Source organism: Streptomyces flavofungini, assembly GCF_041028215.1.
Taxonomy (GTDB): domain Bacteria; phylum Actinomycetota; class Actinomycetes; order Streptomycetales; family Streptomycetaceae; genus Streptomyces; species Streptomyces flavofungini_B.
In genome coordinates, this window is sequence record NZ_JASKYR010000059.1 from 1 (window position 1) to 18,352 (window position 18,352).

Genomic DNA, 18,352 nt, shown 5'->3' on the forward strand with positions numbered 1-18,352 from the left:
CCGAGCAGCAGGTGTGCCTTGGCCTGGAGCCTGGCCTTGTCGGCACGCTCGGCCGGGGTGTGCACCGGCACCGTGTCGAGCACGGTGAGCGCGGCCTGGGGCCTGCGGCAGCGCAGCATGAGACCGGCCTGCTGGGCGACGGCGCGGAACTGCGGCACACCGGCCGCGGCGCGCAGCCGGGCGCTCTGGGCGTGCAGCTCGATGGCGCGTCCGACGTCGCCCATCAGACGGCGCTGCGCGGCCTCGGCGGACGCGGCGTTCGCGGCGATCTCCTTGCGGCCCGTCGAGCTCGCGAAGTTGAGCACGTGGTGGTACGCGGTGGCCGCGTCCGGCGAGTTGAGCAGACGCAGCGAGGCGGCGCGGACGCTGAGCGCCCAGAGCCGTTCGAGGTCGGGTACGCCGATGCGGTAGAGGACCGCCCGGTCGATGAGGCGCACGGCCTCGTCGGGGTTGCCGCGCAGCCCGAGGAGCGTGGCCCGCAGGACGTCCTCGCGCACCGAGTGCCGCCGGTCGGGTCCGGCGCCGCCGCGCCGGTAGAGCTCGTCGGCGGCGGCCAGGTGCAGTTCGACCTCGGACCACATGTGGTCGTGCACATGGGAGGGGGTGCCGTCGGCCATGCCGTCGCGGAACTTGGCGTAGGCGATGTTGAGGTGCGCCTCCGCCATCAGCGCGAAGGTGATGAGGGGGCCGTCGCCGCCCTGCCGGGGGGCGCCGCGGTCCACGTACTCGTCGCCGAGGAGCTCCTCGGCGAGCTCCCGCAGGCGGTCGGTCTCGCCGTTCGTCCAGGCGCGTTCCATCGCTTCGTGCCACGCCTCCGGGGCGGTGGGGTCCCGCATCTGGAAGCGGTGGTAGAGGGCTTCGCGCACGTACCAGGACCAGTTGGCCGGGTCCTCCTCGGACCGCTGGCGGAACCGTTCGGCGAAGTCCTTGTGGAGCCTGGTGAAGACGGGTTTGTCGGAGATGAGGTCGCGCATGGGGCCGAGCACCATGCCGTGGAAGACGAGCGACTCCTCGTCCTCCGCCACCTCGCTGACCCAGGAGGAGCCCTTGGCGTAGTCGAGCACCTTCTGCCAGGCCTCGTCCAGGCGCGCCTTGTCCAGGGGCTGGGCGACCAGGGGGAACACGTCGTCGCCGTCCCCGCCGTGCAGCTGGTGCGCGTCCGTGAGCGGGTCGTCCTCGGCGGACTGGGCGAGCATCCGCTCGCGCAGATGGGGCTGGAGGATGTCGTGCAGGTGCTCGCGGCGCAGCCTGCGCGGGATGACGCCGTAGCGCAGGAGCCAGCGTACGAGGGGGTCCTCGATGCGGCGGATGACGCGGTTGACGAGGTAGCGGATGAGCGGGCCGCGCAGGCTGTCCATCTCCGCGGCGGTGGCCTCGGGGTTCTGGTCGATGTCGTCGGCGAAGAGCGCCAGGTGGAAGGGCATGCCCTCGCTGCGGCGGACGATGACGGCCCGCAGCTCCTCGTCCTGGATGCCGCGGATGCGGTGCAGATAGCGGTCGGCCTCGTCGGCGCTGAAGCCGGGCACCCGTACGTCCTCGTAGGCGCCGAGGGTGGCGAGGGCCTGTTGGTGGCGGACGTTCAGGTCGGGGCGTCCGGAGAGGATCAGACGGATCGCCGGGCAGGCGCACACCGTCTCGCCGAGGAGGCGCAGCAGGCTGTCGGTGCGCGAGGCGCTGCGCAGGACGACCTCCTCCAGGGTGTCGACGACGATGAGCACCGGCCGTCCGGTGCCGAGGCTCTTGTTGAAGCGGCTGGTGAACGCGGCGAACACCTCGCGTTCGATGCGCCGCTCGTCCTGGGTGCGGATGCCGCGGGCGGCCTCGACGGCGGAGCGTGAGGTGGGGCGGCGCAGCAGGGAGCGGTACGCCGCGTACTCGTCGAGGCCCGCGAAGACCCGGGAGGGCAGCCGCTGTTCGAGCTGCTCGGCTATTTCCAGGAGCAGCAGCCAGGGCCAGCGGGCGGCGTTCAGCGGGTCGACGACGTCGAAGTCGACGCGGGCGCAGTTGATGTCGTGCTCCGGGGTGACCGCCTTGCGGGACACCAGCCAGCGGAGCTGCATGGTCTTGCCCGAGCCGCCGGTGCCGTACATCTGCCAGACGCGCGGGCCCTCGCCGAAGAGCAGCCGCCGGGCCCGGTCCCAGAGGCCGTCGGGCTCAAGGAACTGGGCGGAGCGTGCGTAGTCGGCGGTCCAGTAGGTGCGGGCCCGCAGATAGCCGGAGCGGTCCTCGGCCAGTTTGAGCAGCGTCCGCTTGGCGACGGCGGCGCGGTCGGGGTCGGCGAGGGCGTCGGTGAGGTCCTGGCAGCGGGTGAAGTCGCGCCGGACGTCGCTGGCGGCGAAGAGGGACTTGAACAGGCCGACGGTGGCGTCGGGGTCGGCCAGCATCAGGTGCCGGATCCGTTCGGCGGGTTTGCCGCGGGCGTGCCAGTGCTCGCTCAGCCGCTGTTCCAGGCGGACGAGCGCCTCGGGGATCTCGGTGCCGCCGTCGCTCAGCCAGGAGAGGAAGTACGAGGGCCGGAACGCGTCGGGGACCCGGCACAGCGCGCGGCCCGCGACCCGCTCGACCGCCCCGCGCTCCAGGAGGGCGGCGAGGCTCGGCGGGTCGTCCCCCGCGAACTCCTTCAGGACCGAGTCGTAGGTGACGGCGTCGAAGAACCGGGCGACGGCCGCGGCCTTCAGGGCGTCCGTCCAGTCGCCGGGCAGCAGGGCGCGGCGGATGTCGTCCAGGCCCTCGCCCCTGTCGAGCCGCTCGGCGAGTTCGGCGAAGGGCGCGTCGGCACGGGGCTCGGGATCGGTCATCAGCCGGCCTCCCTCACCCCGGCCATGCCGAGGAGCACGTCCAGCATCTGCTGGTACACGGTGACGGGCACGGCCTGGTGACTGCCCTGGAAGGCACCGGCGTAGGAGTCGAGGACCTGCTCGAACCCCTCGAACGTCCACCGCTGCGGCACGGTGCTGCTGTGCACCTTGCGCTCCCAGAACTCCCTGGCGAGCCTCTTGTAGTCGTACAGCTGGAAGTCGGTGAGGACCACCGGTTCGCCCGGCATGACTTCCTGGAGGTGCCTGAACCCCGGCCAGCTCTGCGGCGCCACGGCCAGGACGCGCAGCGGGAACTCGTCGCGCAGCTCCTGCACCGGAGTGAGGAGCTGGGGCAGCAGCGCGGTCCTGAAGTCGGACTCGATGATCTTGTGCGCGTTGTCGATCGCCAGCAGATGGGGGCGCCTGCGCGCCTGGACGCGGGCCCGCAGCGTGCTCAGGAAGGCCTGGAAGATCTCCCGCTTGCGGGTCTCGGCATGGCGGTCGACGTCGACGAGGAACGGGCCGCCGTCGTCGGTGTCGGAGGCCGGGAGCCGCCGCGCCCAGATGTCGCCGCCCATCCGGCCCCGGTTGACCACCCGGTTGAACATGGCGAACTCGGCCCGGGGCACGGGGTCGGGCTGCCGCTGGTCCGTGCAGGCGTCGCGCAGGGCCCGCAGCACGGCGAGCCAGTCCAGGGTCACCGGTTCGTTGCCCCCGCCCTCGTACTCGGAGAGGTTGGCGTAGGTGACGTCGTCGCCCCGGAGCATGCAGGTGAGCAGGCACCACTTGGCCAGCCAGGTCTTGCCGGAGGCGGGCTGCGCGGAGGTGATGGCGAGGAGCTGCTCGGGCCTGCTCGTCCCGCGCTGGTCCCACCAGCCGGTCCTGCGCTCCTTGGCGCGGCCGAGGAACATCGCGAGGTCGCCGAAGAGCCCGCTGCCGTTGAGCCGGGTCAGCTCGGGCTCGGTGTGGCCGAAGTCCATCCGGATGACCTCGGAGGGGTCGCTCATGCCGCACTGGAGCACGGGCAGCGCCCAGGCGGGGCCGTCGGGCTCCTCCATCTGGAGGTGCTGGCGGACCTTGGTGAGGGCGGCGTCGATCGAACGGGCGCGGGCCAGGTCCTCGTAGAGCACATGGGAGAACTCCGCGGCGGCGGGCGACTCGATGTCCGCCTGCATGGCGACCACCGCGGCGGAACCCTGCTCCAGGCAGACCTCGATCAGGCCCGCGAACCGCGCTGCGGGCGCGTGGGCCTGACGGCAGGCGTTGAGCACGACGAGGCGCGGCGTCCACCGGTCGTAGAGGCGGTGCATCTCCTCGGGGCCGAGCGTCCAGGCGGGGGCCGCGGGCTTCTCGGTACGGTCCTCGGCACCGGCACCGGCGCCGGGCTGCCGGGCGTTGAAGTGCAGGCCGCCCTGTTCCCCGGCGACGGCGCGCATGCCGTGGCCGATGAAGTGCAGGACGTGCGGGCGTACGAGGGCGAGTTCGGCGGTGAGCTCGGTCAGGCTCGGCCCGTCGAGGACCTCGGTGTGGATACGGCCGGGCAGCGAGGTCAGCGCCGCCCCGATCTTGGCGAGTTCCTGGTCGGCGAGGAGGTCGGGGTCGCGCGGATTGCACACCACGATCAGGGTGCGCAGGGGGCCCATGCGGTTGCCCTCCTCGGCCTTGCCCGGTGATCCGGCGTGCCGCCCCCGGCGCAGCAGCACCCGGCTGTTCAGCCACAGGGCCCGCTGCCTGTCCCGCATCAGCTCCCAGGGCAGGACGGCGAGCTCCAGGGAGTCGATGTCGAGCCTGACGCGCAGCGGGCTCTCCTCGTCGGCCTCGTCCTGGAGCTCCTGCCAGAGGTCGGGGGGCGCGCCGCCGAGGAGCCCTTCGTACAGGCGCAGTCCGACGTCGAGCCGGGTCTGGCGCGAGGCATGGGTCTCCAGTGCCTCCGTGAACTCCTGGGCCTTGATGCCGGTGGGGTCGTGCATGATCTCGACCAGTTCGTCGCCCAGGGGCCACTCGGTCTCGCCGCCGGTGTCCCTGTGCAGTCGTACATAGTTCTTGTGGATGCTGAGAACGACGTCGCTCATGATTTCCCCCGATGCTTCGCGCCGTGCCGTACCGCTAGGGCCGCTTCTCCGGGCCCACCCGCTCCACCACCGACCAGGTCTCGTCCCCGGCCTCGTCGAGGAGTACGGGAGGCACGGGGCCCGCGGCGAGGCCGCGTCCGGGCTGCGGTGTGCCGTACTCCTCCTTGACCCGGCGCAGCCAGGTCCTGCGGATGCGCACGCCCCGGTAGCAGGGCGTGAGGTCCGTGCCCGTCCAGTTCAGGCCGACCCTGCTCGACGCCCCGAAGGCGACGCCCGCCGCGAGGTCGAGGAGTTGCAGCGGTCCCGGGCCCGCCGGGCTCTGGATGTGCAGCTCCGCGCTCGCCCCGGCCTGTTCGGCGGTGAGCACGGTGCCGGACCGCGCGCTGATGACGTCGGTCACGGCGAACAGGGCGGCGTCCCACCGGCCGAGCCACAGCCGCCGCACCAGCTCCTGCGCGAGCCGGGCCACGTCGTCCAGGCCCGTCTGCTCCAGGCCGGTGTAGACGATGAGGGCGCTCTTCCCCGCGTGGAACTCGACCCGGGCGCCCGCTTCGGCTGCGGGTACCGACGTGAATCCCTGGGCCGCGGCCCCCGCCGCCTTGAACCGGACGGCGACGGTGCCCGCCGCGTCGTAGGCGAGGTCGGCGTGGGCGCCCATGAAGGCGGTCTTGACGTCGATGCCCCGGTCGCCCAGGGTTCCGGCGGCGACCGACCCCTCGCGGTGCAGCGCCCGCACGTCCTTGACCCGGATCCGCTGGGTCAGTGGCCAGGCGAGCCACCAGCCTCCGTACACATCGCCCATCGCCTCGCGATAGGAGTCGTACGCACCGTCGGCCATCGCCGCTCCCCCCTGAGAACGCGGCTTCTTCTGGGAGATTAGCAGCGGGTCAGGCCCGCGTACCCAGGAAATGAGAGGGCCTTGCGCATGGCACCGGAATATGCTGCGGGGAGTTTCTCAGTGCCGTGCGCCGCCCCCGACCAGTACCGCGTGCCCCACCTCGGCGAGCATCGGCAGGTCGGACGCGTCGTCGCCGTAGCCGTAGCAGTCGGCGGGGTCGATGTGCGCGTACTGGGCGAGGAGTTCACGCACCAGGCGGCGCTTCTCCTCGCCGATGACCGGGGCGCCGATGAGCGCGCCCGTGTAGACCCGGCCGCACCGTTCGGGGCGTGCGCACAGCACGTGTGCGGCGCCGACCGCCTCGGCGATGGGTTCGAGCAGCGGGCGGAACGATCCGGAGACCAGGGCGATGTGCGCCCCCGCGGCCCGGTGGCCGCGCAGTTCGGCGGCGACCTCGCGGACGTAGAAGCCCTCGGCGGCGCTGCGTTCGGTGAACCAGCGGCGGGCCCACTCCTCCACCGCCGCCACCGGCTCGCCCCGCCAGGCCCGGAAGTACTCCCGGTTGGCCTCGGCGCGCGGCGTCCCCGCGGCCGTCATCGCCACCAGGTCCGCACGGACGCGGGCCGCCCTGCGGGCGCCTTCGGCGCCGTACCTGCCCGCCGAGTAGTAGTCGAGGAAGTCGAGCAGGCTCTTGCCGGTGATCAGGGTCTCGTCGACGTCGGTGAAGACCAGACGGGCGCGCTCAGAGCTCTGCATGGTGGGCCTCCAGGGCGAGTTCCCGCATCGGCGCGGGCTGGGTGGACAGTTCGGAGAAGACGCTCTTCGCGTAGTCGGTGGCGGCCTGCTCGCGGCGGAGCATCCGGTGGCCGGCGATGGTCCGCACATCGCGGCGGCAGCGTTCGACGGCGGCGGGGCCCGCGGTGACCGGGCTCCCCTCGGCGGCCGGTCCGCCGTCGGTGCGGTGCAGCCGCTCGACGGCGCGGGCGAGCAGCCCCACGGCCGACGCGGCGATGCGCCGGTTGCGCGCGACGTCGCGCTCGGTCCAGGTCTCGGCGTCGGCGCGCTGCGCGGCGTCGCTCAGCAGGAGCTGGGCGGCCTCGATCTCGTCGGACGACAGGGCGAGCGCCCGGTGCAGCCGCTGCACGCCCGCCTCGGGCAGGTCGTTCGCCCGGTGCGCGGCCCACTGGGACCAGGCGTCGAGCGCGTGGCGTGCGGCGCCGAGCGCGGGGGCGCAGAAGAGGAGGCCGCCGCCGAGCTGGGCGGGCACGGTGTGGCACCGGGCGCGGCCGGGGCCCGGGGTGCCCTCGGTGAGGTCGGAGAGGAGGAAGGAGCGGTGGCGCGGCACGAGGACGGAGTCGACGACGACGGTGTGGCTGCCGGTGCCGCACATCCCCTCGGCGTCCCAGGTGTCCAGGATCGTGGCGCGGTTGCGGGGCACGGCGAACACCCGGCAGCGCGGCCCCTGTTCGGTCGGCTCGGTGGAGGTGAGCAGCAGCCAGTCGGCGAAGGCGACGCCGCTCGCGTACGGCCACGCCCCGCTGAGCAGCCAGCCCTCGGGGGTGGGCGTGGCCTCCCCGGAGGCGCCCATCACGGCGCTGATCAGCGTGTCGGGCGAGGCGCCCCAGAGGTCGCGCTGCCCTTCGGGGGGCAGATAGGCGGCGAATCTTCCGTGCGCGGCCCAGAGCGCGCCGCACCAGGCGGCCGACGTGCAGCCCGCGCCGACCGTGGCCGCCGCGTCGAGGAGGTCGGTGAAGGTGCCTTCGCCGCCGCCCCAGGCGCGGGGCACGAAGTGCCGGGCGAAGCCTGCGCGGGCGAGTAACCCGGCCGTCTCGTCGTCCAGGCGTCTCGTGCGCTCGACCGCGGCGGCGTGTGCGGCGGCGGACGCGGCGGCGCTCGCGACCGCCGTGGTGGAAAGGGACCGGGTTTCGCCGGATCGCCGGTGGTACCCGGACGCCGGACTCTGTGACTGAATCATCTGTGGCCTACACCCCATCGGACGATTAGAATTCGTTCTTGAACGTATCTTTAGTGCTGCCGGACCCTCGCTTCTCGATCCGACGTGAAGTCCGCTCTTGATCCCCAGTGAAGGAGGTGTGCACCTTGCCGAAGCAAGCACGGGCCTTGCGCACGTATGACGCCGTCCTGGACGCCGCCGCCCACGAGTTCGCGCGCTATGGCTACGCGAACACCAACCTGCAGAAGATCGCCGACCAGATCGGCCTGACGAAGGGCGCCCTCTACGGTCATTTCTCCAACAAGGAGGAGCTGGCCGCCGTCCTGTCCACGCATCTGAACGACGCGGTCGCGCTCCCCCTCACCGCGGCGAAGATCTCCCCCGACCCCGCGCTCGAACGGCTGCGGAGCCTCATGCTGACCCTGGGCGAGCTGTTCCAGGGCGACGTACGGGCCCGTGCCGCGCTCCGGCTGACGCTGGAGACGGCTCAGGCCTCGGGTGGCACGGCGGCCCTGCTCGACGAGACCCACTCAGTGGTGCTCTGCCTGGTGGGCGAGGTGCAGCAGGAAGGGCACTGGGAGGCGAGCGCCTCCGTCAAAGCCGTGGCCGACCTGCTGGTGGCCGCCTTCTTCGGAGTGTTCTGGATGGGCTCCGCCGAGCAGCGGACGGAGTCGGGCAGCCGGGTGACCGCCATGTGGAACGTGCTGGACCACGCCCTACGGCGCAAGCCCTGACGCCGAGGCGAGCGCGGGCCAGCCCCCTGGGCCCGCGGCCGGCTCGCGCGGCGCGACGGCCGCCCACGCCATGTCCGTCCGGGCGAGGAGCGTGTCCCCCTGGAGGGCCGCGACCCGCAGCCGGAAGGGGGCGTCCGGGGTGGCCCCCGGCACGCTCTGCTCGACGACCAGCCTGATCGGGGCGTTCAGCTCGGCGAAGGCCGCACACTCCACCTGGGCTTCCACAAGCGCGTACGCCCGCTCGCCCAGATGCGTCTCCACCCGCTCGTGGACACAGAGGTGACCGAGCTGACGGAAGCCCTCCATGAGGACCATGAGCGGCACGTGGTCGGTGGGGTGGTCGAACAGCACCGCGTGGTCCCGGTCGAGGCGCAACTGCCAGTCCCCGTCCGGCCAGCAGCGCTCAAGGACGCAGTCCTTCCACCGCAGCCTGCCCACCCGGCGCGGCGGCACGAGGGGGGCGGGGGGCACCGGTCCCGCGACGGGCAGCGGCGGGACGTCGCCGCCCCAGGCCATCCGCCGCAGCAGTCCGTACCTGCGGTCGTCCATGAGGTAGACGCGGATCGTCCCGGTGCCGCAGAGGGCCCCGTCCACCAGGAGCCGGACGTCGAGCCTCGCTCCCCTGGGGCGCCCCTCCTCCCAGGTCCACTCCGCGTCGAGGATCACGGGGACGGGCGTGCCGTTGACCCGCAGGGCCGCCGGGTCGGTGATGTCGAAGGACAGGTCACGGCCGACGAACCGGGTGCCGAGCGGCACCTCGCAGTACTCGTGGCCGATGTACAGGAGCGCCTGGCGGATGGTCTCCGCGAAGAGCATCGGGTCGCTGAGGCTCTGTGCGTCCGGGTGGTAGAGGGCGTGGTCGCGCGGCCACTGCGCCGCGATGGAGAAACGGCTGTCGCCTGTACGACAGCCGTCGGTGACGAACACCTCCGCGATCGAGCTGCGGTGCACCAGCTCGCGGGGGACCGGCCGGAGGAACGTGAGGCCAGGTGCCGTGAGAGCCATTGATGCGGCCTCCGGGTTTCTGGAAGTATCGATGAGCACGACCGACTTCTGAGACAACGCTTCCCCCAAATCAGGACCAACTCTTGCAGGAGAACAGACGTGTGAAGCCTTGCTGCGCGGGAATTAATATACCTCCGAGAAGGTATATTTCAAGAGCCAAAACCGCATGCTGTCACCATCAACTACCGCTGCGTACGCGTCACTTCGCGCCGCGGGAGGCAAACGCACACCTCACGGCCGCTGTGCACCGCCGGGCCGGCGAGAACGCCCTGATCCGATCAGATCGACTGCGCACGATATGGACGCCATGAGCAACCACCGCAAGACACCGCTGCCGCCCCTCCCGACCCCCACGCCGTCGAACGACACCTCGCACCTGAAGCAGGAGCGGGCGATCCAGACCCGCAGAACGATCCTCAACGCGGCGGCCTCGGTCTTCGCCGACACCGGCTTCCCCGCCGTCACCATCAAGGACGTGGCGGACAAGGCGGAGATGACCAAGGGGGCCGTGTACTTCCACTTCGCCAACAAGGAGGCGATCGCCGCCTCCGTGGCGGACGAGTTCTACCGCCGCCTGAACGAGATCATCGCGCCCGTCCTGGAGGGCGACCAGTCCTCCCCCGCGACGGTGGTCGACGTCCTGCTCGCGGTGGCCCGCGGCTTCCGTGAGGACGACTACATCAAGGCGGGCTCCCGGCTCCAGATCGAGCGCCCGTACATCAAGAGCGAGATGCCGATCCCCTACGTCGGCTTCACCGACCTGCTCACCGAGCTGCTTCAGAACTGCCACAAGGCGGGCACCCTGCCCGAGAACTCCGACCCGGCCGCGCTCGCGCGCGTCCTGCGCGCGGCGCTCTTCGGGGCCCAGCACATCTCCTGGGTCCAGGCCGACCGGCAGGACGTCGTGGACCGGGTGCAGGAGATCGTCGACGCCTTCCTGCCGCTGCGCTGACGCCCGCGGCCGCCGAGGCCCTGTCCCCGCCTCCGCCGCGCCGTCAGTCGAGGAAGGCCGCCTCGATCCAGCGGCGCACGCCGCGCGGCCGCATCCGGTGCAGCGCGCCGACCGTGTCCGCCACCTGCTGCGATCCGCCGACCGCGAGGAACTTCTCGCGCACCATCTCCGAGTGGCGCGACCGCGTGTCGGGGCCCGCGGCGCCGACCGGGATCAGGCGCCCGCGGGTCACCGTCCGCCCGTCGGTCAGCCGTACGGTGACCCGGGCGCCGGTCGCCTTCGTCGAGCGGGAGAAGTCCTGGCCCGCCGCGCCGAGGTTGCCGACGAGGTCCACGAGTTCGTCGCCGCCGAAGCCGCGCAGCCAGGGCACGGCCTCCGGGCCCGCCTCGCGCACGGCCTCGCCGAACGGGGCGTCGGAGAGGAAGAGTTCGCGGGTCATGCTGGTGTCGTGCTCCAAGCGGACCCGGCGGGCCAGCTCCCAGCGCCCGGGGTCGTCCAGGCGCGGCGAGGAGAAGTCGTCGACGGAGAACTCACCGGTCATCAGGGTGGTGGCGACCGGGTAGGGCACGTCGAGGACGAGGGCGCCGAGGGGGGAACCGGGACCGTTGACGTACTGGGCCGCGCGCTCCCCGGCGAACAGCGTGTAGAGCGACGCCTCCACGACGATCTCCGCGACGTCCCGCGGGCGGAGCGGGCCTATCGCCCGGTGTATCTCCGAGGCGCAGTCCACCGCGGCGTCGATGCCGGGCCCTCCGGGGTGCATCTTGAAGGACAGCGTGTCGGTGTGCCAGCGGCTGCCGAGGCCCTTGGCGACGGCCTGCGGGAGCGGGACGGTGGCGAAGCGGGCCAGGAAGCCGTCCTGGTGCTCGATGATGTCGGGGGCGCCGCGCAGCCCGGCCGCCGCCGCGTCACAGGCGTCCATGGCGGTGCGTACGGGCGTGAAGGTGTTGAAGAGCCGGGCGTCGCTGGCCAGGAAGGCGCGCATCAGCGGCCAGTTGGGCATGGCGAAGGCCAGGCCGAAGGCGTTCTCCCACTGGTGGGCCGGGGCCCGGTCGCTGTGCAGCCGGCCCGCGACGGCCCCCGCGAGGTGGGTGTGGACGGCGCTCTGGCCGCGCAGCGGGCCGAGGGTCGCGGACGCGGTGATGCGCGCGGCGCACTCGTTGGCGGCGACGACGGCGGTCAGCAGCGAGAGCCCGTCGAGCTTGCGGGCGTAGGCGAAGGCGAGGGGCACCGCGACGGTGGAGTTGGAGAGGTGTCCGGCGTACGCGGTGTCGTCGAGGTTGAGCCAGGAGCCGAGGGCGGCGAAGACCCCGGCGGCCGTCCGGGGGTCGCGCTGCATGGGGTGCCCGAAGGCGGCCACGAGCTTGCGGCCCAGCGGGTGGGCGAGGCCCGCCCTGATGGAGGCGATCTGCGAGAGGACCTGGCTCGCGGCGAGCTTCAGGACCCGGCAGGGGACGTCCTGGGGGCGCAGCCTCGCGGCCCACCGGGACAGTTCGCGCAGCGGTGTGTCCGTGGTGCCGCGCGGGCCCGTGACCCGTGGCGGCTCCCACTGCTCGCACAGCGTCCGGGCCACCCGTTCGGCCAGTATCGCCGACATGTGAGGCACCCTGCCTTTCTGTGAAGGACCGGTGGGGCGGTACGCCGGTGGCGTACCGCCCCACCGGGTGATCAGGCCGCGGGGACCTTGTCGAGGAAGCCGTAGACGCCCTTGATGCGGCCGTCGTCGGCGGTGACCGCGACGTCGAAGCCGATGGCGATCGGCTCGGCGCCCGGCTCGGTCACGAGGCCCCACTGGAAGCGGGCGATGTTGTGGTGGGTGTCCACCGTGCCGATCAGCTCGAAGCTGAGGCCCTTGAACTGGTCGCGGGCGCCCGCGATGACGGCACCGATGCCCTCGTGGCCCTCGACCGCGGCGAGCGGGTCGATGTACGGGGCGTCCGCCGTGAACAGCTCGGCGATGGCCGCGGCACGCTTGTCGGCGTCGGCCTCGTTCCAGATGGCGAGGTAGCGGGTGACGGTGTTGTTCAGGTCGCTCATGGAGGTCTCCTTGGTCGAGAGCGTGGTACGGAGGAGAAAGGGTCAGACGGGTTCCGTCGGGGCCCAGGTGGCCAGGGCGCCCGGCAGGACCTCGAAGGTGGCCGAGGAGCCGATGGCGTGCTGGTACTCGCCGTCGTGCTCCAGCGGGAGGCGCTCGCCGTCGGTGCGTTCGACGGTGATGGTGCGGCCGCGCGCGTACACGGTCGCCGGGTGGTTCATGTGGTCGGCGCGCAGCGTCAGTCCGGGGACGTCGGCGGCGGCCACCGCGCCGCCGATGACACAGACGTCGAGCAGTCCGTCGTCGAGCAGTGAGTCGGGCAGCACCAGGAAGCGGCCGCCCCGGTAGGGCCCGCCCCCGACGTTGGCGAGGACGGTCGGGCCCTCGTGCACGACCCGGCCGTCGACGACGACCCGGCCCGGGTAGGGGGCGTAGCCCGCCGCGGTGTCGGCGAACGCCTTCGCGTACCGCTCGCGCCCCTTGAGCGGGCTGTCCGCCGCGGTGATCAGCGCGTCCGCGATCACACCGCTGCACGAGCCGAGGAGCACGCAGTTACGGGTCTCGGCGAGCCGCGCCAGGTCCAGCCGGCGCAGCCGCGCGCTGCCTCCGGCGCCGGAGTCGGCGAGCACCGACTTCAGCGCCTCGCTCCAGGGCCGCTCGCCCCAGAGCATCTTGTACGCGGAGTTCCCCGTGCCACCGGGAACGATCATGAGCGCGGCCCGTCCGACGGCCCCGTGGAGGCCCTGGACGACCTCGCGCACGGTGCCGTCGCCGCCGATGGCGACGACGAGGTCGGGCGCGCCCTCGGCCCGCTCCAGGGCGCGGCGCACGAAGACGGTCGCATCACCCTGGGCGGTCGTGAGGTGGACCTCGGTCTGCGCGAGGTGGGCGGAGCACATCTCCCGCACCTCGCGCACGAGGGCCGGGCTGTGGCTGCCGGATGCGGGATTGGCTATGACCAGGGCCCTGGTGGGGCCCGCGGCGTCGCTGCTGTCGGCCATGTCGGGCGTACTCCTTGCTCTGGTAGCACCTGCTCCGGTGACACCTGGCTCCGGTAGCACCTGCGAACGACTCTCGCACCCGGCGCTGACACGGTTCTGACGCGCCTCTGACGGCGCTCTACCAGGTGACGGACAGGGCGTTCAGGCCGTAGTTGATGGTGTTCTCGCGGAACGAGACCGCGCCCGGGACATCGGCGACGCGCAGGCCGGGGAAGCGGCCGAAGAGGGCGCGCAGGGCGACCTCCAGCTCCATGCGGGCCAGTGAGGCGCCGGGGCACAGGTGCGGCCCGTACCCGAAGGCGATGTGCCGGCTCGCGTCACGGGAGAGGTCGAGCCGGTCGCCGCCGGGGAAGACGCTCTCGTCGTGGTTGGCGCTGGGGTAGGCGAGGATCACGCCGTCGCCCGCCGCCATGCGGGCGCCGCCGATCTCCGCGTCGGCCACGGCGACCCGGACCTGGTTGTCCTGGGTGATGGACCAGTAGCGCAGGAGTTCCTCGACGGCCGGGGCGAACAGCGCCGGCTCGTCGAGGAGCCGCGCGGTCTGCTCCGGTTCGCGCAGCAGGCTCAGCACGCTCAGGCTGAGCTGGTGGGCGGTGGTCTCGTGGCCCGCGACCAGGAAGAGCCGGGCCATCGCCACGAGGTCGTCGTGGGAGAGCTCGCCGGTGGCCACGTAGCGCGTCGCCAGGCGGCTGAGCAGGTCCTGCTCCGGCGCGCGGCGCTTGCGCTCGATCAGCCCGTCCAGATAGTGCGTCATCTCGATGAAGGCCGCGTAGATCTGCTCGGGCGTGGCGTCCTGGGAGAGGACGGCCTGGCTCAGTTCGGTGAAGTCGCACTCGTCGGCCTCGGGGACGCCCAGCATGCGGGCGATGACCAGCGAGGGCAGCCGGACCGCGAAGTGCTCCACCAGGTCCACCGGGCGCGGCCCGCGCGCCAGCTCGTCCACGAGCCGGTCCACCAGGAGCTCCACCGAGGGGCGCAGGGCCCGGGTGCGGCGGGCGGTGAACTCGGTCATCGCCATCCGGCGCAGGCGGCCGTGCTCCGGGCCGTCCATCCGCGTGAAGGACATGACCCGGGGGGCGGGTGGCAGTTGGATGCGCACCGGGAAGCCGGGCAGCGTGTCGTCGGAGCTGAAGGCCGGGTTCATCAGGACCGCGCGGACGTCCGCGTGGCGCGTCACCAGCCATGCCTCGCCTGTCCTGATCCTGACCTTCACCGGAGCTCCCCCGCGAAGCTCGGCATAGGCGTCCGGCGGCGAGTACGGGCAGGTGCGCGGCATGGGCCACGCGGCGAGCCGGGCGTCGACCGCTGGTGCGACAGGAGTGATCGTCATGAAGTTTCCCCCTGAGTGGTGGCTGATTCCTTTCCGTCATGTTGTCCGAATGGTCTGACTCGACTCTGACGTCCGACTGATTTGTCAACACCCTTTTTTGGCCGAATGTTTGCATCCGGTTCCGGCCCCGGGGACCGGCCCCGGCACACGGAAAACGGCGGGTGCCGCGGAGCGAATCGCTCCGCGGCACCCGCCGCTCGAAGAGCCCTTGGCAGGGCCGGGGTTCAGGCCTTGGCGGCCTTGCGGGGCAGCAGCTGCACCAGGGCCGCGACCAGGACGCAGATGCCCGCCTGGACGTACAGGCTCAGCATGAAGCCGTCGCCGTAGCCCTGCGCGGTCGGATGGTCCCCGGCCTCGCCGAAGAACACCACGCCGATCACCGCGATGCCCAGGACGTTGCCCATCTCCTGGCCGGTGGAGAAGACGCCGGAGGCCGCGGCGGCGTGCTCGGGCGCCACGCTCTCCAGGACCAGCGAGGTGAGCGGCGCGACGACCAGGCCCATGCCGAAGCCGCAGACCACCATCACGGGGATGCACCAGGCGACCGAGCCCGAGGTGCCGAGCGCCGACGCGGTCTGCGCGAAGGCGACATCGCCCGCGGCCACCACGAGCGCGCCGAGCGTCAGCGCCTGCCGCCCCAGCTTCGCGGCGAACTTGGGCGCCATCGCCGAGGCGACGAAGAAGCCGAGGCCGAGCGGCACGAAGAGCAGCCCGGACTCCAGGGCGGACGTGCCGTGCCCCTGCTGGAGGTAGAGCGCGAGGACCAGGAAGAAGGACGCCATCACCGAGAAGTAGACGAGGATGGCGACCGAGCCGACGGTGAAGGCGCGGTCACGGAAGAGCGACGGGCTCACCAGCGGCGAGCTGCCGCGCGCGGCCAGCCGGCGCTGGCTCGCCCAGAAGGCGCCGAGCAGCGGGACCGCCGCCGCCATGCAGTACCAGGTCCAGACGGGCCAGTCCTGCTCGCGGCCGATGACGAGCGGCAGCACCACGGCGGTGAGACCCGCCGTGACGAGCACGACACCGGTCCAGTCGAGGCCCGTGCGCCCCTCCGCCTTCGACTCCGGCACCAGCTTCGGGGTGAGCGCGAGGACGAGCACGCCGATCGGCACGTTGATCAGGAAGATCGAGCGCCAGTCCGAGCCGAACAGATCGGCCTGGATCAGCAGCCCGCCGATGAGCTGGCCGAACACCGCCGCCGCACCGAGCGCGATCCCGTACGCGTTGAACGCCACCTCCCGCTGCTTGCCGGAGTAGGCGGTCGTCAGGATGCCGAGCACCTGCGGGATGACCAGGGCCGCCGCCGCGCCCTGCACACCGCGGGCGACGATCAGCTCGGTCATGTTCTGCGCCAATCCGCAGGCCAGCGAGGCGACCGTGAAGAGCAGCACGCCCGCCGAGTAGACCTTGCGCCTGCCGTAGAGGTCGCCGAGCCGGCCGCCGGTGATCAGCAGCGCGGCCAGGCCGATGGTGAAGGTGACGGCGATGAGCTGGATCTCCGCCGACGTGGCGTGCATGTTCGTCTGGAGCGACGGGATCGCCACATTGACGATGAAGAAGTCCAGATTGGTGATGAAGAGGCCGGCCAGGACGACCAGGAGCGCCCCGTAGGAGGGCTTGGCCGCCGCGGCCTCCTCCGGCGGCGGCGCGGCCTCTGGCGCGACGATGCTTCGGACGTCCGCGCTCGTGATTTCCGCTTCGGTGGTCATGACCGACCCTTCCTGAGTCGTACCCCGTTGGACCGGCCGCTCCCCCATCGGGCGGCCGGGTGGATCAGCGCGCGGCCGCGGCCACGAGCCGCTGGAGCCGCTGGGCGAAGTGCGTGGTGACGGCCTCGGCGTGGCTGTCGATGTAGAAGTGGCCGCCCGGGTACTCGCTGTGCCCCAGGTAGTCGGGGCTGCGCTCCGCCCAGTGCGACATGGCGTCCGGGTGCTCCTGGAGCGGGTCGGACTTGCCGCCGTAGGAGACCAGCGGGCAGGCCGTGCCCGCGCCGTCGTCGATGTACTGGGCGGCGACCCGCAGATCGGCGCGGAGCGCCGGGACGACCAGGGCGAGCATCTCGGGGTTGTCGTAGACCTCGGCGGGGAACGAGCCCAGCTTCTTGATCCACTCGATCAGCTCGGGGTCGGGCATCCGGCTCTGCTCCTCCGTCGGCTGGAAGAAGCCCTCCGGCGACCAGCCCGACATCCCGACGAGGATCGGCTTGGGGCCGGTCTCCTCCTCCATGCGGATGGCGAGGCGGAAGGCGAGCTGCGCGCCGAGGCAGTGCCCGAAGAAGGCGAACGGACGCTCGTCCAGGTCGTCGAGCACGGCCTCGTGCAGCGCGTCGAGCAGCGGTTCCCAGTTCTCGTACGTCGGCTCGTCGCGGCGGTTGTGGCGGCCGGGCAGGGTCACCGCCTGCGGGGCGATGTCCTTGGGCAGCAGCCGCTCCCAGTCGCGGTAGATGATGGCGCCGCTGCCCGCGTGCGGCAGCATGAAGAGGCGGACCGAGGCGTCCTGGGACGGCTCGACCGGCTGGAACCACTGTCCCGCGCTCGACATGTCCTGGCCCAGGGCGGCGACGGTGGCTGTGGCGGTGGCGTTGCTCACGACTGTGTACTCCCTGCGTTCGTCTGCTCCCCGATGGCGCGTACCGCGGGCAGCAGCACCTCGGCGATCTCCTTCAACTGCGGCTCGGGGGCGAGCGATCCGACCCGGATGACCAGGTGCTTCGCGCCCGCCCGCACATAGGCGCCGAGCCACTCGGCACAGGCTTCGGCGCTGCCCCAGCCATAGGCCTGGATGGCCGACATCTGCTCCAGCGTGCGGCCGTAGTAGTGCTCGATGTAGTGCTCAAGCTCGGCCTTGGCCGCCGCCTCGTCCCGGTTGACGGTGACCGTTGCGTAGATCGCGGGCGTGACCGCGTCGGGCGCGCGGCCCGCCTCCACCGCCAGCTCGGCGATGCGGGCGCGGGCCCTGCCGTACGCCTCGGCGTCGGGCAGGAACGGCAGCCAGCCGTCGTACTTCCGCGCGACCCTGGCGAGCACCTTGGGGGTGTCGCTGCCGGCCAGCCAGAGCGGCGGACCGCCCGGGGTGGCGGGCTTCGGCAGCCGCTCCAGGCGCTCGGCCTGCCAGAACTTGCCCTCGAAGTCCGAAGGCTCGCCGTCCTCGCCGGAGCGCCAGGCGGTGCGCCACAGCGACGCGATCTCGTCGAGCCGTCCGACGCGGCCCGCGAAGGACGCCCCGACGGAGGCGAACTCCTCCTCGGTCTCCGGCATCGGGAAGCCCGAGCCGAGCCCGAGGACGAGCCGGTCGGCGGCCACATGGTCCAGGCTGGAGATCATGTTGGCGCCGATCAGCGGGTGGCGCAGGGCGGGGGTGAGCGCCGCCGTGCCGACCGTGATGCGGGTGGTGGCGGCGGCCGCCGCCGAGAGCACCACGAGCGGGTCGAGGCGCGGCCGTGCGGTGAGCGAGTCGCCCGCCCACAGCGAGTCGAAGCCGAGGGCCTCGGCCTGCCGCGCGAAGTCGAGGAGCGGTGCGGCGGCGTAGGTGCCGTTGATGGCCTGCTCCCGGGTGGGCAGCAGGACGCCGATGCGTAAGGGCCCGGCCGTGGACTGCATGGGGTGGGTGTCCGGTTCGTGCGGTACGGAGGGT

At 72.3% G+C, this 18,352-nt stretch carries 15 protein-coding genes; 2 read left to right on the forward strand and 13 right to left on the reverse strand.

The window, feature by feature from the left end:
* From AB8Z36_RS06730 to AB8Z36_RS06750, 5 genes are all read right to left on the reverse strand, one after another.
* Positions 1-2,798, reverse strand: a 2,798-nt coding sequence (locus AB8Z36_RS06730) for a hypothetical protein (RefSeq protein ID WP_369212261.1), incomplete at its 3' end; no start/stop codon positions are given.
* Complete coding sequence (locus tag AB8Z36_RS06735) at positions 2,798-4,870, reverse strand: CHAT domain-containing protein (RefSeq protein ID WP_369212262.1); 2,073 nt, start codon at positions 4,868-4,870, stop codon at positions 2,798-2,800. The genes AB8Z36_RS06730 and AB8Z36_RS06735, both read right to left, overlap by 1 nt.
* 34 nt (positions 4,871-4,904) lie before the next feature.
* The gene (locus AB8Z36_RS06740) at positions 4,905-5,708 is read right to left on the reverse strand and encodes a hypothetical protein (RefSeq protein ID WP_369212263.1); all 804 of its coding nucleotides are present in this window, start codon (positions 5,706-5,708) and stop codon (positions 4,905-4,907) included.
* Positions 5,709-5,825: 117 nt separating this feature from the next.
* Positions 5,826-6,464 carry an HAD family hydrolase gene (locus AB8Z36_RS06745; RefSeq protein WP_369212264.1) on the reverse strand — a complete coding sequence of 213 codons (639 nt, stop codon included), beginning with the start codon at positions 6,462-6,464 and terminating at the stop codon, positions 5,826-5,828.
* The gene (locus tag AB8Z36_RS06750) at positions 6,451-7,683 is read right to left on the reverse strand and encodes an oxidoreductase (protein WP_369212265.1); all 1,233 of its coding nucleotides are present in this window, start codon (positions 7,681-7,683) and stop codon (positions 6,451-6,453) included. The genes AB8Z36_RS06745 and AB8Z36_RS06750 overlap by 14 nt, the downstream gene beginning before the upstream one ends.
* Before the next feature lie 116 nt (positions 7,684-7,799).
* On the opposite strand from AB8Z36_RS06750, the gene AB8Z36_RS06755 reads away from it, so the two are divergent.
* The gene (locus AB8Z36_RS06755) at positions 7,800-8,396 is read left to right on the forward strand and encodes a TetR family transcriptional regulator (protein ID WP_440581869.1); all 597 of its coding nucleotides are present in this window, start codon (positions 7,800-7,802) and stop codon (positions 8,394-8,396) included.
* On the opposite strand, the gene AB8Z36_RS06760 is transcribed toward AB8Z36_RS06755, so the two are convergent.
* Entirely contained in the window at positions 8,379-9,401 is a 1,023-nt protein-coding gene (locus AB8Z36_RS06760; protein ID WP_369212267.1) for a ScbA/BarX family gamma-butyrolactone biosynthesis protein, read from the reverse strand. The two genes, AB8Z36_RS06755 and AB8Z36_RS06760, sit on opposite strands and share 18 nt — an antisense overlap.
* Positions 9,402-9,708: 307 nt before the next feature.
* Here AB8Z36_RS06760 and AB8Z36_RS06765 point away from each other — a divergent pair, with 307 nt between their 5' ends.
* Positions 9,709-10,353 (forward strand): ScbR family autoregulator-binding transcription factor, encoded by a 645-nt coding sequence (locus AB8Z36_RS06765; protein ID WP_369212268.1) that lies wholly within the window; start codon positions 9,709-9,711, stop codon positions 10,351-10,353.
* A 43-nt stretch (positions 10,354-10,396) separates the two neighbouring features.
* On the opposite strand, the gene AB8Z36_RS06770 is transcribed toward AB8Z36_RS06765, so the two are convergent.
* The 7 genes from AB8Z36_RS06770 to AB8Z36_RS06800 form a co-directional block, all read right to left on the reverse strand.
* Positions 10,397-11,950 (reverse strand): MmgE/PrpD family protein, encoded by a 1,554-nt coding sequence (locus tag AB8Z36_RS06770; RefSeq protein ID WP_369212269.1) that lies wholly within the window; start codon positions 11,948-11,950, stop codon positions 10,397-10,399.
* Positions 11,951-12,021: 71 nt separating this feature from the next.
* A complete protein-coding gene (locus tag AB8Z36_RS06775) occupies positions 12,022-12,390 on the reverse strand; it encodes a nuclear transport factor 2 family protein (protein ID WP_369212270.1) in 369 nt (122 codons plus the stop codon).
* A 42-nt stretch (positions 12,391-12,432) separates the two neighbouring features.
* Positions 12,433-13,389 carry a diacylglycerol/lipid kinase family protein gene (locus AB8Z36_RS06780; RefSeq protein ID WP_369212271.1) on the reverse strand — a complete coding sequence of 319 codons (957 nt, stop codon included), beginning with the start codon at positions 13,387-13,389 and terminating at the stop codon, positions 12,433-12,435.
* Positions 13,390-13,507: 118 nt separating this feature from the next.
* Positions 13,508-14,719 carry a cytochrome P450 gene (locus AB8Z36_RS06785; protein ID WP_369212272.1) on the reverse strand — a complete coding sequence of 404 codons (1,212 nt, stop codon included), beginning with the start codon at positions 14,717-14,719 and terminating at the stop codon, positions 13,508-13,510.
* A gap of 224 nt (positions 14,720-14,943) precedes the next feature.
* Entirely contained in the window at positions 14,944-16,428 is a 1,485-nt protein-coding gene (locus tag AB8Z36_RS06790) for an MFS transporter (protein WP_369212273.1), read from the reverse strand.
* Between the two features lie 64 nt (positions 16,429-16,492).
* Positions 16,493-17,260: a thioesterase II family protein gene (locus AB8Z36_RS06795; protein ID WP_369212274.1), complete on the reverse strand. Its 768-nt coding sequence runs from the start codon at positions 17,258-17,260 to the stop codon at positions 16,493-16,495.
* Positions 17,261-17,304: 44 nt separating this feature from the next.
* Positions 17,305-18,318 carry an LLM class flavin-dependent oxidoreductase gene (locus AB8Z36_RS06800; protein ID WP_369212275.1) on the reverse strand — a complete coding sequence of 338 codons (1,014 nt, stop codon included), beginning with the start codon at positions 18,316-18,318 and terminating at the stop codon, positions 17,305-17,307.
* Between the last annotated feature and the right edge of the window lie 34 nt (positions 18,319-18,352).